The 14,916-nt window shown below is 36.1% G+C and carries 18 protein-coding genes; 14 read left to right on the top strand and 4 right to left on the bottom strand.

The genetic code is table 11. The features are described 5' to 3' along the window. Positions 1-345: 345 nt before the first annotated feature. Positions 346-1,224 (bottom strand): LysR family transcriptional regulator, encoded by an 879-nt coding sequence (locus I5818_RS19180; RefSeq protein WP_078110085.1) that lies wholly within the window; start codon positions 1,222-1,224, stop codon positions 346-348. A gap of 229 nt (positions 1,225-1,453) precedes the next feature. Between I5818_RS19180 and I5818_RS19175 the strand changes: the two genes are divergently transcribed. From I5818_RS19175 to I5818_RS19115, 14 genes are all read left to right on the top strand, one after another. Further along, positions 1,454-2,044 carry an ankyrin repeat domain-containing protein gene (locus I5818_RS19175; RefSeq protein ID WP_078110088.1) on the top strand — a complete coding sequence of 197 codons (591 nt, stop codon included), beginning with the start codon at positions 1,454-1,456 and terminating at the stop codon, positions 2,042-2,044. A 75-nt stretch (positions 2,045-2,119) separates the two neighbouring features. After that, positions 2,120-2,587, top strand: a complete 468-nt coding sequence (locus tag I5818_RS19170; RefSeq protein ID WP_058003332.1) for a nucleoside deaminase — start codon at positions 2,120-2,122, stop codon at positions 2,585-2,587. A gap of 42 nt (positions 2,588-2,629) precedes the next feature. Next, complete coding sequence (locus tag I5818_RS19165; protein ID WP_078110086.1) at positions 2,630-3,865, top strand: amidohydrolase family protein; 1,236 nt, start codon at positions 2,630-2,632, stop codon at positions 3,863-3,865. Between the two features lie 16 nt (positions 3,866-3,881). Next, positions 3,882-5,093, top strand: a complete 1,212-nt coding sequence (locus I5818_RS19160; RefSeq protein ID WP_078110087.1) for an amidohydrolase — start codon at positions 3,882-3,884, stop codon at positions 5,091-5,093. A 285-nt stretch (positions 5,094-5,378) separates the two neighbouring features. After that, positions 5,379-5,435, top strand: coding sequence for a hypothetical protein (locus I5818_RS26385; RefSeq protein ID WP_235813276.1), 57 nt, complete (start codon positions 5,379-5,381; stop codon positions 5,433-5,435). Positions 5,436-5,829: 394 nt separating this feature from the next. Continuing rightward, positions 5,830-6,081: a hypothetical protein gene (locus tag I5818_RS19155; protein WP_071976769.1), complete on the top strand. Its 252-nt coding sequence runs from the start codon at positions 5,830-5,832 to the stop codon at positions 6,079-6,081. Between the two features lie 628 nt (positions 6,082-6,709). Then, positions 6,710-7,213, top strand: coding sequence for a hypothetical protein (locus I5818_RS19150; protein WP_209391801.1), 504 nt, complete (start codon positions 6,710-6,712; stop codon positions 7,211-7,213). Between the two features lie 44 nt (positions 7,214-7,257). After that, complete coding sequence (locus I5818_RS19145; protein ID WP_209391800.1) at positions 7,258-7,437, top strand: hypothetical protein; 180 nt, start codon at positions 7,258-7,260, stop codon at positions 7,435-7,437. A 547-nt stretch (positions 7,438-7,984) separates the two neighbouring features. Then, a complete protein-coding gene (locus I5818_RS19140; protein WP_078109766.1) occupies positions 7,985-8,464 on the top strand; it encodes a GyrI-like domain-containing protein in 480 nt (159 codons plus the stop codon). A 21-nt stretch (positions 8,465-8,485) separates the two neighbouring features. Next, on the top strand, positions 8,486-8,950 hold the full coding sequence (locus I5818_RS19135; RefSeq protein WP_078109765.1) for a DUF8821 family protein: 465 nt from the start codon (positions 8,486-8,488) through the stop codon (positions 8,948-8,950). 300 nt (positions 8,951-9,250) lie between these two features. Beyond that, the gene (locus I5818_RS19130; protein WP_078109764.1) at positions 9,251-9,724 is read left to right on the top strand and encodes a DoxX family protein; all 474 of its coding nucleotides are present in this window, start codon (positions 9,251-9,253) and stop codon (positions 9,722-9,724) included. 699 nt (positions 9,725-10,423) lie between these two features. Next, positions 10,424-11,341 carry a VanZ family protein gene (locus I5818_RS19125; RefSeq protein WP_235849581.1) on the top strand — a complete coding sequence of 306 codons (918 nt, stop codon included), beginning with the start codon at positions 10,424-10,426 and terminating at the stop codon, positions 11,339-11,341. Positions 11,342-11,543: 202 nt separating this feature from the next. Next, entirely contained in the window at positions 11,544-12,557 is a 1,014-nt protein-coding gene (locus I5818_RS19120; RefSeq protein ID WP_078109763.1) for a serine hydrolase domain-containing protein, read from the top strand. Between the two features lie 45 nt (positions 12,558-12,602). Next, positions 12,603-12,794, top strand: coding sequence for a DUF4177 domain-containing protein (locus tag I5818_RS19115; protein WP_071976763.1), 192 nt, complete (start codon positions 12,603-12,605; stop codon positions 12,792-12,794). A 77-nt stretch (positions 12,795-12,871) separates the two neighbouring features. On the opposite strand, the gene I5818_RS19110 is transcribed toward I5818_RS19115, so the two are convergent. The 3 genes from I5818_RS19110 to I5818_RS19100 all read right to left on the bottom strand — a co-directional run bounded on the left by I5818_RS19110 (position 12,872) and on the right by I5818_RS19100 (position 14,852). Further along, entirely contained in the window at positions 12,872-13,081 is a 210-nt protein-coding gene (locus I5818_RS19110; protein ID WP_058003352.1) for a helix-turn-helix transcriptional regulator, read from the bottom strand. 4 nt (positions 13,082-13,085) lie between these two features. Continuing rightward, the gene (locus tag I5818_RS19105; protein ID WP_058003353.1) at positions 13,086-13,403 is read right to left on the bottom strand and encodes a DUF6442 family protein; all 318 of its coding nucleotides are present in this window, start codon (positions 13,401-13,403) and stop codon (positions 13,086-13,088) included. A gap of 261 nt (positions 13,404-13,664) precedes the next feature. Next, positions 13,665-14,852: an MFS transporter gene (locus I5818_RS19100; RefSeq protein WP_078109762.1), complete on the bottom strand. Its 1,188-nt coding sequence runs from the start codon at positions 14,850-14,852 to the stop codon at positions 13,665-13,667. Between the last annotated feature and the right edge of the window lie 64 nt (positions 14,853-14,916).

The raw sequence follows: 14,916 nt of genomic DNA, 5'->3' as shown, positions 1-14,916 counted from the left end.
GGTAACCGAGAAAGGCCCCAAGTCATGATCCAGGTAACCAAAACCCAGTAAAGGTTACCGAAAGAGACTCCATGCCGCGATCCAGGTAACCAAAACCGTGTAATAGTTACCGAGAGAAGCACCAAATCATGATCCGGGAAACCAAAACCCAGTAAAGGTAACCGAAAGAGGTTCCAAGTCGTGATCCGGGTAACCAAAGTCGTGTAAAGGTTACCGAGAAAGGCTCCACGCCGCGAGCCGGGTAACCAAAACCCCGCAATGATTACCGAGAACACAACCTAAACACAATCCCGCTAATCATAGCTCTAATATAGTTACACCACTCATCCCCCCGTGAGAAGTCAGTCACTTTTTACGTTCAGTCAGCAAATGAATAAAGTTTTCAGCGGCACTTGAAAGATAATGATTTTTCAACCAGATGAGGCCGGTGGAGGTATTGAAATTGTCGTCTACAATTTTAGTCGCTTGGATATGGTTGTTTTTATTTAGCTTAATGACGGTTTCAGGAACAATGGATGCACCGAAATCAGCAGCGACTTGGTCTAATAAAAGCGAGATGTCTGAGCATTCGGAGACAATTTGCGGATGAAGCTGATTCTTTGAAAAGGCCTCCAAAATCAAATAATGTACACCCAATCCTTCTGTACTAGGTAAAATGAGTGGGAAATTTACCACTTCTTCAAGTGTCACTTCATGCTTGAATGTCTTCTGTTTTGTTGATGTAATCAAGTAAAAGGGCTCTGTATCAAGATGAAAAACGGTGAAGTCATCTAACTCAAGCGGTAATCGGATGATTGCCAATTCGACTGACCGATCCCTTACTAATTTACAAAGATGAGAGGATTCATTCTGTTGAATTTTATAGGTAACCTTTGGATATAGTTGTTGGAAATCTTGCAGAATAGTAGATAAACCAACATAGGAAAAGGTGTTTATCCCTAATGTTAGTCTTCCGTTTACTCCATTTCCCACTTCTTTTACTTCCATTTTTGCCTCTTCCATTAATTGTGTGACCTGTAAGGCATACTTATATAAGGCTTTGCCAGCCTCAGTGACTTCTAAATATTTTCCGCTGCGTTCCACTAATTTAGATCCGAGCTCTTCCTCCATAGCTTTTAAATGTTGACTTAAAGGAGGTTGGGAAATATGTAGTCTTACTGCAGCAGCTGAAATTTTCCTTTCCTCTACAATCGCTATAAAATAACGCAGCTGTCTGATATCCACTTCATACACTCCTTCTATTATATGAAAAACTTAAGTAAAATTAATTTTTTTTATATTTTTAATATAGTTATTCCCATGTTAGCATATTTGTATAGGAGGAAAAAGGATAATGAGAAAATATCGATTCTTGGTTCTTTTAATGGTAGTTTTACTTGCAGCCTGTCATTCGATACCCGATTCCCCACAAAGTCAACCGAAAAAAACAGTGTTGAAAAAGGAGGAGATCTCATTGAATCAGCAACTCATTGCTTCAGCTGAGAAGGGGGAAACTGAAAAAGTTCTTAGATTGCTAGAGGACGGTGCAGATATTAATGCAACCGATGAGCGTGGGCGTACAGCTGTAGTTGCAGCAACTTATAACAATCACATTGAAACGGTTAAGGCACTGATTCAAAAGAAGGCGGATATCAATATTCGTGACAATCAGTTAAATAATGTGCTTCTTTATGCTGGGGCAGAAGGCATGCTTGACATTGTAAAGCTAGCATTAGAGGCTGGAGCGGATACAAAACTGACGAATCGATATGGAGGGACGGCTCTTATCCCTGCTTCTGAACGGGGGCATGTTGATGTGGTGGAGGAGCTACTGACTCACTCGGATATTGATGTTAACCATATCAACAATTTGCATTGGACAGCACTATTGGAAGCAGTCATTTTAGGGGATGGCGGCGAAAAACATCAAGAAATTGTAAAGCTATTAGCTGAACATGGGGCAGATGTGACGATTGGTGATCGCGAGGGAATAACAGCTTTGGAACATGCTCAAAATAGAGGGTTTCATAAAATAGCAAAGTTATTGCAGGACGTGGAAGTATAGTAAGTGAAATATTCTTAATTTATAGAAAAATATTCAACTAGATAAAAACAGAAAGCTAATTTTGAGGTGATAAAAATGGATTTTGTTAAACATACAATTGATTTAGCACGTAAAAATGTAGAAGAGGGTGGGAGACCATTCGCCACAGTCATCGTACGAGATGGGGAAATTATTGCAGAAAGTCCAAACTTAGTTGCGCAAACACATGATCCGACGGCACACGCTGAAATACTAGCGATTAGAGAAGCATGTAGGAAATTAGAAACTGAGCATCTAGTTGATTGTGATATCTATATTCTAGCAAGCCCATGTCCGATGTGCTTAGGCTCTCTCTACTACTGTAGTCCTAAACAAGTCATCTATATAACAACACGTGAGGATTATGCTCCTTATTATAAGGATGATCGTAAATACTTTGAATTAGAAACCTTCTATGATGAGTACGCCAAACCAATCGAAGAACGCAGATTACCAATGATTCAACAAAAAGATGATGAGAGTATTAAAGTGTATCAACGGTGGAGCGAACTAAATAATAAATAATTGGTCATTGTGATTGGACCGAATAGCGAAGGGGGAAAGAGAATGGCAGCTGTAGAGTTTTGGTTAGCAAATGTGAAATTAGAAACAGGTTACTTTTTTGATAATGGTACAGTGACAGGAACAGAAACAGCAGATTTCCATATAAAAGTTGAAGACGGAAAAATAAAAGAAATGATTTTAGCCGAAAAACCATTGGTAACTAATTTACCAATATATGATGCGAATCATTATTTAATGCTTCCATCTTTTAGGGACATGCATATCCATATTGATAAGACATACTATGGTGGTCCCTGGAAAGCGCCAAGTATTCCAACAAAGGGGATTATAACTAGACTGGAGGAAGAGCGGGAATTACTTCCTCGTTTATTGCCTGTTGCAAAGGAAAGGGCAGAAAAGCTACTCGATTTACTTTTACATTCTGGATCAACCTATGTCCGTACTCATTGTAATATTGATCCTGTCATTGGGTTGAAAAATTTAGAAGCAACCTTACAAGCGATAGAAACGTTTAAAGGTAAGGCTGATGTTGAAATTGTAGCTTTTCCACAGCATGGATTATTGCGAAGCAAGTCTGTATCGCTAGTAAGAGAAGCATTGCGGAACGGGGCCTCCTTAGTTGGTGGGGTAGATCCTGCATCGATTGATGAGAATATTGAAAAATCATTACATACGGTAATGGATCTTGCTGTAGAGGCAAATGCCAATATTGATCTTCATATCCATGATCCGGGACATCTCGGTATTTTTACGTTTAAACGATTGGCCGCTTTTACGGAGGAAGCAGGCTGGCAAGGAAGAGTGACCATTAGTCATGCATTAGCAATCGCCGATATTTCTACAAAAGAAGCAGCTGAAATGGCGGAAATTCTCGCACAACAAGGAATTTCAATTACATCGTCTGTTCCAATTGGTAGAACGATTCCAATCCCGCTTTTGCATGAAAAGGGTGTAGATATTTCTCTTGGTGATGATAGTATTACCGATCATTGGTCCCCTTTTGGAAAAGGAGATAGTTTAGAAAAGGCTGGAACCTTAGCTCAGCGTTTTGGTTTAAGTGACGAACGGTCACTTGGACAAACTCTTACCTATATTACAGGGGGCAAAACTCCTTTGAATAAAAGTGGGGAACGCATTTGGCCAAATATTGGTGATGAAGCTGATCTTGTGTTCGTTGATGCAAGCTGTTCAGCTGAGGCAGTTGCTAGGAGAGCGAAGAGAATCGCTGTTTTAAATAAAGGTAATCTCGTTGCTGGTAAACTTTCAACTTTGAAATAGAAAGGAATGATGATGAATGAGTTCGACTTTTTGGCTAACCAATGTCCGATTAGAAAGCGGGTACAATGTTGACCAAGGTGTCATAACAGGGACAAAAACAGAATGTAACCATCTATTAATTAAAGAAGGGAAAATTGCAAAAATCCTTCCTTCTACGGAAGCGATAACAGACAATTTGCCGAAAAAAGATGTGAAGAAGCAATTGGTATTGCCTTCATTTATCGAAAAGCATTGCCACCTAGATAAAACATTGCTTAGTGATCGTTGGCGAGCAGTCACACCAGTAAAAAATATTTTTGAACGATTAGAAATTGAAAAAACTACACTTCCAAACTTGGAAACGACTACTCAAGAACGTGCAGAATCCTTATTGAATATCTACCAGCAGTCTGGAGTAACGCATGTGCGCACACATGTAGATATTTATCCTGAGGTGGGGTTGAAAAATTTAGAAGAGGTTCAGAAAGCCTTGCAATCGTTTGAAGGCAAGCTCAGCTATGAAATTGTTGCATTTCCACAGCATGGTCTGCTGCGAACAAAGGCAAAAGACTTAGTTCGTGAAGCGGTTCGACAAGGAGCAAGCTTAGTCGGTGGTGTAGATCCCGCGACGGTTGATGGTGATATTGAAGCCTCTTTACAAGAAATGGTGGAGATCGCTGTTGAAGGCAATGCGGGAATCGACTTGCATTTGCACGATGCGGATCATTTAGGTATCTTTACGATGAAAAGATTGGCCCAATTAACGAAAGAGGCTGGATTACAAGGGAAAGTATCGATAAGTCATGCATTTGGACTTGGGGATATTTCAGCCGCTCAGGCAGAAGCGATGGCTGACATCTTAGCTGATGCAGGGATCACGATTATTACGAGTGTCCCACTCGGGAGAAAGTTTCCTCCTGTTCAATTATTGCATAGGAAAGGGGTAGAGGTTGCTGTCGGATGTGATAATATATTCGATGTCTGGTCCCCATTTGGAAATGGAGATATTTTAGAACGAGCAAGCCGTCTAGCTGAAATCTCAGGATGGGTAAATGAACAATCCTTAGCCCAAACACTTTCTTTTATCACTGGTGGAAAAACACCGCTTAATGATCAAGGTGAACAAATTTGGCCGAAGGTAGGAGACGATGCTGATCTAGTCGTCGTTGATGCTACATGTTCTGCTGAAACCATTGCAAGACGATCGAAGCGAGTAGCAACAATATTCCAAGGAGAAATCGTATCCTGAACTTTGTGATAAAGGAAGATTAACGATTTGAGTAAAAATCTGAAGATGATATCATCTTCAGATTTTTTTAGGTTGGCACAACAAATACTTTATGCAGGACAAAAACTAAATAAGAGGATATTGTTAAAGAAGAGGTGGAAATACCATTGTTCGTATATGGGCTGTTAGGAAATACCATTAATGACGTGGTATAATAATTGTACAGCTATACGGCAGGGTGGCAGTGGCAATCCCCAATGAAAGGGGGTGCTGCTGTTGATTACTATAAAAGACGCACTAGAGCTTATGATTGCATTCGCTTCTTTAATCGTCGCAGTGATCATGGTTACACAAAAAAAGTAACCCACCCTCGCCTGGCAAAGTGAGATAGTGAGTTACTTTTATTTCTTACATTCTTACACGATGCCACTGCACTTCTTGCAGTATGCTGTGCGAAAGGTACTGGTTGCAGCCAGTGCCTTTTTATTATTTTTATTTATACTTATATTATACCTATATTTAAAAAGATTAACAATAATGACTACGAACCTTCATGGTTTTTATATGAAATAGGTTAAATGTTCTAAATCAGCAAATATACAAAATACCATACTTCTATTTTAAATATGTACAGCACCTAAAGGAATGGGGAAGGTGAATAATATACTTGAAAAATCTCGAAAAGAATAAATAGCAACCATGTTTAAGAAAAGAGCCTATCCAAGAAATTAGGATTTTGAAAGGGAAATGTATTTAAATGGGAAACTTTATAGCTTATTTTATTGGTACTTTTTTTATCATCTTAGGCTTAACATACAGTAAAACATACCATGAAAATAAATTACCTAATGAAATTGGACAGATAAATAGCTCTTCTGGCTCTGTTGTTGGTGATATTATAGTCAGTATTGGCTTATTTTTAATAGGTATATTACCTTGGTATATATTTAAAGGGATTTTAATTATAATAGGGATAATAATAATAGTATCAGGCTATTTAAGTGCTTAATTTTTCTAGGTAAGATCTAGACTGTTGAGTAATACTCTACAGTCTTTTCTATTTTTAACGTAAATTCCTAATAAAGACCTGTACTAACAATTAATAAACTAGAGAGAGAAAAAGGGATATTGTGAAAGAAGTTTTTTCAGGTATATTTGTATTTATTGTAGGTATAGTCTTACTATGGTTCGGAATTTTTTATGTTAAGAAAAGGCTATTTTCGTATAGCTTGTTACATTTGTAAAAGCCCAACTGCCGGCTTTTACACCCAAAAAAAGATTCAGCGATCTTATGGAGTTTGCAGCTCTTTTCAGTAAAATGAAAGATGTAGGTCTTCAAATGATAGTTATTAGTTGAAACTTTTCTTAAATAGCAACCATGTTTGAGAAAAGAGCCTAATAAAAAGAACTATAAAGAACCAGATGACGGTATGAATTATTTACTGAAACTAACTCCACTACCGAAAATAATAAATTATTGGCTTGCAAAATTTTTAATTTTACTTGCCGGATTTTTGCTTGTTTTTTCTTGTATCTATGGAGTGATTCAAAATATTTAATACTTGGTTTTGTATTATCTCGCAATACTTTAATACGTATTTAGTGAATTTATTAATTTTGAAAAGGATTTGAGAATTTTGCTTGATTTTTTATATGACTTTACCGGAATATTGATTTCAATTTTGTCTGTATATATACTTGTAAATTTATTTGATAAACTATTAGGATTACAATATATAACTTCTACACTTGGATTGTTTAAACTAAATAATGCGGAAGTTAAATTATTATCCAAAGCTTTATCCAGTAGGAGATATAGAAAACATACTAGGGATATAGAGTATATGTTAGGAATAAGATATATACATTTGCGAATGCCGCATCAAGCAATAGAACATTTTAATAAAGCATTTTTGAATTACGAAAAAAATTTTATTTTTAATAAAAATTTCGAATTAGTTTTAGATCTCTACATTGAATTAAAAAAGATTGAAGATGGTAAAAAGATCTACCAAATATTTAAAAATCAAATTACTTATGATAAAAAATTTATTCCTCTAATAGAAAAATACTCTTTGATTTTTGATGATTATCAAATCCATAACGGTGCAAGTTTGATTGAAGAAGGAGATAAGGAATAAGTATTGAAATATATTTATATAGAATGGTTATAGGGGGGAAATAATTGATTACATTTGCACCAATAATGATTTTGCTTATATATCTTTTGATTTTTGGTTTTATAGCCTATTTTTTAATTAACGTATTACAATTCATGAGAAGGAAGAACCACAATGATGAATTACTTCTTCAAAAGATTGATGAACTCTCCAAAAAAATAGACGAACTGAAAAAGAATGAATAATTTAATAACACTTTTCAGCAATCAGGCGCTTTTCTTTAATAAGAAGACGTTTTTTTGCGTGTATGACAGATTTAAGCTTTTGCTTTACATGTAAAGTTCTATCAAAGCTAAAATAATATATCGGGTACAACTTTAATGTTTTCACCTTGGGTAAACCCCCTTAATTCCATTAAAAAGAATCGCTCGTATGATATGATCAAACCAAAAATATCTGGCTAACCATATAATCGAACGGGGCAGTAGCCCAATAAGAAATGGAATAAAAGAATTTAAAAATTCCTATCCTCACTTTTTCTAATAAGAGTGAGGAATTTTCTTTTCAAAATACTCTTCAACACTCTGAAAATAAGTTCTGAACACTACAAAAATGGCAACCTACAGAAGATTTAGCTTATTCTATACCTCACTATGAAATCATCCATTTCAATTTTTTTTTACCGTTCCTCTAAACAGTATCATTTTTTGACATGATTAGAAGTTATTCTATAACCATCAAGTGATGGAGAAAAGTCATTTGAAAAATTAAAAAAAGAGGATGGTTTTGAAGATGACAAATTATACGCTAGAAGAAAAAGAAAGCTTTACCGTTACGGGTTTTGGAACAGAGCTTAAGAGCGATTATACAGACTTTGCTGGTATTAACAAGGAAAAATCAGACTTTTGGCAGACTGTCAGTCAAGATGGAACGCTTGACACTTTAAAAGCAGTAGCCACCAATGATTACATTTTTGCGGTGAACGAAGCAGTGAACAATAAGATGATGTATTATGCTGGCGTCATGACAGAGGATTCGGTTCCAGAAGCTTCAAGAGTGATCCAATTTCCTAAGGGGGAATACCTAGTTGTAAAAGGGGAGGGAAGGACAGCTGAAGAATTGAATAATATGCTTGTTGGGATTGCCTTTGGTCAGGTCTTGCCGGAAGCAAAGAACTTTGCCTATGTTGGTGGACCAAATGCAACGGTTGAGATGGGGCAGCAAAACGGCTTAGTTATTGGAGAAATGTGGATTCCTGTTGTTAGGAAATAAAAGATAAAAGGAGAGATGGAAATGTCTTATACTGTTGATTTTAAAAATGTGTCTACCGTTGGTTTAGAGTCTTCACCTATTGCAGAAACGCTTGCTGGTTTACGTGCGAATGAAGCCCGTTACTTTATGAACAAATATAAGCATGAATTTACGGTTATACCAGGTAGTGAAAGCCAGGAGACCCTTGATTATGTGAACCGAATTTTGAAAGAAGAACGTGATATTGAGTTTGCGGCTAAACCATTAGAAACATCGCGTTTTCAAGTAGAAAATATCCAATTTACCTACGTCATTTATGAGGATGGTCTTGTCCTAAATGTCATGTACACGGTAAATGATCCTAAGAAGCGGGCCGTTGGTTTTAAGCTTTCTGAGGGGATGGAGGTACCAAAGGAGTTAGAAGGGAAATTTAAGTTTGCTAGGCAGAAGTCTAAATTAGCTGGAACAATTCGAGGCTCGTTTTTTGTGATCAAAGGAGAATATTAAAGAAGGCATTAGTCGAGTAGGAAGAGTCTAGCATTTTTTGTATTAAATCATCCAATATCATCATTGAAATTAGTGAAAGCTATTTTTCTCTATAAGTAAAAAATTGCTTTCACTAGCTTGCAAACCCCAATAGATGCGGCTATTTTCCTTATTTACTTTTACTCTGCTAATGGGGGTTATCCCCTTTTCCACTATCTGAAGAGTGAATGATAACAATAGATTGATCATGTCAAATTGAAGAATAGCTTTGCAAAATAGGAAAAGACGGGTAAGAACAAATGGTATTTCATTTTAAAATCAATGATTAAAGGAAGGGATCAAAGGATGAAAACAAAAGGAAAAATGATTGCTTATTGGACAGTTACTTCACTACTTGTATTTGCTATTATGTTAAGTGGTATCGGGCAACTCATGCAATTTGGGGGGAACATCGAGTTAGTGACGAATCTTGGTTACCCATTATATATTTTAACCATTCTCGGGATATGGAAAGTACTCGGAGCTATCGCACTCCTCATGCCTGGTTTTCCTCGTCTGAAAGAATGGGTTCACGCTGGTATCTTCTTTTTAATGACTGGTGCGGCTCTATCACATGTGTTAGCTAATGATTATGGTGATTACGGTTTTAATATTATTCTTCCTCTTTCATATGCTGCACTCAACATCGCTTCATGGCTACTGAGACCACAAAATCGAATGTTAGGTAGTTTGGATAGCAATACTGAAAAACGTGCAAAGATGGAACGTTTAGCATTCAAAAAAATTAATGCATAGAGAGTATTATCAATTTAAAATTGAGTGAATACGTTACTGCATGATTTGGCATCTTAAACGATTGAAAGATAGAATCTATATAACAGCTTTTTGGTACTCCTATATCTCATTTCATATCGAAGTAAAGGAAATATTCATGTTAGTATAAACGGTGAAAAAATAATTTTGTGAAGATTTTCACTAAAAAATGGTGGCGTTAATTAATATGGATTAACGCCTTTTTATTGAAGGTAATAAGCGAAAAGGGAAGAGCCCCCAAATAGTTGGCCTGTTGATACTTTTTGCACCGGGAACTATTAATCAGTAGAAAACTTTTTTGCCATTTTTGTAGACAAGACCGGAAACTTCAATTAGCGATGTTAGCTACTCCCTCTCATCTTGTGTAGTTTTTAACAATTCAATTCTTCCCTCCACTAAGCGATGAAATATTTCATCTACTTCATTCGAAGATTCCACCAAGAATCTCATAGGCCCATTGTACAAAAACAGCCTCCCTAAAATTCGCTTGACACTTCTTGTGTATGAACTATATAATACATACAGCAAGTGTATTAACTAGATAATACACATATGAATGAACCAATACTACATCCAGAGAAGATCATTTAATAAACTTAATCAGTTTATGATTAGGTAGGACGTTCCATCGTTTTGTACGATCTAAATCCATATACATATAATCAAAGGAGAACAACAAAAATGATGAGTGCTAAATTAAGAAAACTTATCTTTGCAGGAACCATTCTATATACCATTCTAATTCTATATTTTCTTTTTCTGGCTTTTAATAGATTAGAACATGCAACCAATTATGGATATGAATTCTTGCTAATTCCAGAATATCCACCACTTACCTTTCCAAGACTATCTTTTGGATGGATATACGATTTTGGAAATATTGCTGCTTTTATTCCTTTCGGAGTTTTCATTCCCCTATTATATCGTGTAAGTTTTAAGAAATTCATATTCATATTTATCTTGATTATTCTCGTCCTGGAAACCCTACAGTCCTTAACTTTTCTTGGTACCTTTGATGTAGATGATGTAATTTCTAATACATTAGGTGCAGCGATAGGATTTTGTGCTTATAAAGTAGGATTTTCTTCAAAAGTTACTTTAAAAAAACTCATGCTTTCAATTTTATCTATTGGTGTATTTCTCATTGGAATAATGGTCATCTCTGAATCGATCAACTTTGCTTTAAAGAAAAGAGAAAGCCCCATTCAAGCATTAAATGATGTGAAAGAAATGACAGGAAATCTACCTATGATTGAAAATCTTCAAAGTTTCACTGTAGCAGGAAAAATAATCGAGCCTAAAATGAACGTGTATACCAGTAAAGGTAAAAATAGCACCAAATATATCTATATGTTGGGAAACAAAAAGGATGTAACATTGTATTCCTATTTCGGATTTTCAGATAATGACGATCACAAAGGAGAAGTGACTATAATCGCGGACGGAAACGTGAGAGCTCAATATGATGGGGAAAATTTCAAAACAGAAGTTACGCTAATCATACCATTTGAAAAGGTAAATAAGATTACGATTATCGTATCCGGAAACGCTAAACTGTGGGATGTTGGTTTCAGTGAAATGAAGCATTGGTGGGAATAAAGGGCAAACCGTTTAAACGGATTCTATGTATCTTCCAATGGGACATGGTGGGACATGGTACCTGACCCCGTGTCCCACCCATGTGAAACCTAAAGCCCCTGTTAAACGTATTATCAATAATACATAGTTCTATGTGGATTCAATCATAGATGTTTTGCTAGTTTCCTTGAAACACAGTAAAGAGTAGAAAGTAGGGGGATCAATGATCATTAATAAGGCAGTAAATAATCAATTTTATTCGGTTATTTCACATGTGAAAAATACTTCTACGATGTTAGATTGTTCAGGTTCAAGTGTGATGATCATTCATCAGGATCAGATTGTGGCGGAGGAATATTGGGGGAGTCATTCTACAACACGTCATGCACGTCCGATTCAAGAGGATTCACAATTTCATGTGGCATCTGTGCGGAAAAGTTATATTGGTTTTGCTGTAGCCTATGCTGTCCAGAATGGGTATATTAAATCGATTGATGATGCGGTAACTACCTATTTAAAAGACATCAATAATGAACTTTTAGGAGAAACAACAATTCGACATTTACTCACCCATACACATGGTTTGTCGACGAATGATGGGAAAATCCTACGAGAATTTGCTCCGGGACAAAGCTGGGCCTATCGCGATATTAATATTGATTTTCTAACACAAATTGTAAAAATTACAACGGGAAAAACGGTTGCTCAGATCTTAGATGAGATGGTATTTACCCCATTAGCCTTTAAGGAAACGGGATGGTATGACGAACCGAAGGAGCAGTTAGTAGAGGTGATGAGACAAGCAAATGATAAATTTTGGTCGACAAGTAAGGGAACGGATGGAGATCAAAAGAATATGTATGTCTCCACGAGAGAGCTTGCTTATTGGGGATATGTACATTTGAAACAAGGGTTTATTAATGGAAAACAAGTCGTACCAGCGGATATCCTAAAGCTTGCTACTACGCTCCAAAGTCCAATATTACTCGATAAGGATCTTCCTCAAAACGGATTTTTATGGTTTGTGAAGGAGTTGCCTGCTGCGAAAACAGAAATTGGCCATCTTGTACCAAAGGGCTCTTATCAAATATTAGGTTATACGAATGTAGCATTATTAGTCATTCCAGAACATGATGTAGTGGCCGTTCGAATGTTTAATCGTTACGGTTCAACACCGACCTATGATTATTTATCTGACATTCGAGCATTTGGCGATACGGTGATGGGCTGTTTATAGAAGCTTCAAATAATATGAGATTACAAGTGAGGTACGGTTAATACGATGAATACATATGAATATAAAACGATAAAAATTGAGAGTAAAGGATTTTTTAAAACGACCATGGAAAATGATCAATTATTGAATGAATATGGTGCAGAAGGATGGATGATCGTTTCATCGTTTGCGGAGCAAATTAATGGTATTACCAGTGCTGTCTATTATACATTCATGAGAGAGAAAGAGGCCAATTAAGTCTGGTTCTTTTTTACGATATAAAAAACATATAAAAGGAGAGTTATTCACGAAAAATAACTCTCTTTTTATATATCCTAATCAAAATAAAACAAATCCTCGAATTTCTTATCCAGTGCAATACATAGGATTAATGCTAACTTTGCTGTAGGACTGAATTGACCAGTTTCGATGGCACTAATCGTTTGCCGAGAAACACCGACCAGTTTAGCTAAATCTCCTTGGGATAGGCTTTTTTCTGCTCTGGCAACTTTTAATCTATTCTTTAATATTAACTTTTCATCCATCTCTTTAAATCACACCAATCACATAGGCTGTGGCGAATCCAATTGTTGCGACTGCTCCCACAATCGCATTAATAAGGAAGAATTTTTTATTTGGTATTCTTTTATATTTATAAAATGATATGACTGTAAGATTGGCTGTCAAAATAGAAAGCATATCAGTTACGGGTTGATTCATAAACATTTTGAAGAAGAGATAGATAAATACTACTACAAGTATCCCTATCATTCCTTGATAAGCAGAATCATCATCTATTTTCCGTTCTCTTTCGTCCATATTTTCATTTTCAAGTCGGCTTTTCATTAAAATTTCCTCTTTTTTCAATTAAAGCAACTCCTTTCCTTATATAAGGAGAATATCATATACATTTCCATATGTAAAGAAAACTTGTCATTTTATATATAAAACTTTACACAATTTCTATAAAACTTGTCGATTATAATAAGAAAAACCGAATGTAAAAGAATTACATTCGGTTTTTATCTGTTATCTATTATTAAATGCGTAACAATTCAATTTCCGTTTTCAAACGAACCATCTCTACGACAATCGATCTTCCTATTTTGCCTGAAGCATTGTTTTCCCTTATGAAGGCAAATCTGTATTCATTTCTTGTAGTTGCTGTTTTTGATTCATTTTCCGATAAACAAGCGCAAGCATCATTGCTGGAACGGTACAAACAATCATCCCGATAAAGGCGTATCTTGGCTCGATTTCATATAAATAGCCACCGAAGATCGTAAATACGGCAGTACTCCAGCTTAGAGCGAGAGCGGAATAAATCCCTTGTGCCTTCGGAATCTGTTCATGTGGAATATTCTTTATTAAGTATTTCATAAATGCATAATGACCCATCGCAAATGAGCAGGCATGTAATGTTTGCGCAAGACAGAAGACAATGACATTCGGAAAGGCAAATAGTAAGATCCAGCGGATGGTTGAACCGAGTGCAGCCAAGGCCAGTAAGGAGCCGACTGAAAACTTATGAAACGCTTTATCTGCTCTAGAAAAGAAAATAATTTCTGCGATAACCGCGATATTAATAATGACACCAATTAAATATTTTGGTGCATGAAGTTCCTGTAAATAAATATAGCCATAATTATAATAAGAGGCATGGGCAGCTTGTAATAAAATAACGACTAAAAGTACTAAAGCAAAATGTTTAATCGTAAATAATTTCAGCATGCCACCTTGATTTGCTTTATCCACTTTTGGTTTTACTGTTAGCACATCAGGTGCACGTAATAAGCTGAGATATACTAACACCATTGTACCAAGTAACATCATCCATAAAATCACTTGATCCCCAAGTGCCCCAGTAAAAACAGTTAAAATCAAGCCAGCTATGACAAAACCAATCGATCCCCAAGAACGACTCTTTCCATAATGTTTCAATTGATTATGTTGAACAAGAATTCCTGCTGCACTATCTAATGCAGGCATCAGTGCAGGGTAACAAAAATGGAAGAGTAGGGTAATCACAAGTAAACTAGTAAAGGAATTGGCTGGGATATAACATAGAATTGAAATTAATGTTGCAATCCCCATTCCATTTAATAAGGTTTTACTACTAAATTTCCCTGATAAATAAGGAAATGCTAGTAGAGTTGAAAGTCCTCTTGCTAAAAGTCCTAGACTCATAATCAAGCTGGCTTGTGATACCGTCATCCCTTTGGCATTAATCAACCAACCTGTCCAGTAAGGTAGAAAAATCCCCCATGTCATAAAGAAAGTAAAAAACTGTCGACTCATCCAGCGTTGTATATTCATTCTCTTTCCCTCCGTTGATTGCATGATATCACGAAGAACCGTACAATAATGTGAGAAATCTCAT

It is taken from the genome of Heyndrickxia oleronia, assembly GCF_017809215.1.
GTDB lineage: Bacteria > Bacillota > Bacilli > Bacillales > Bacillaceae_C > Heyndrickxia > Heyndrickxia oleronia.
This window is presented reverse-complemented; position numbering and strand designations above follow the sequence as displayed.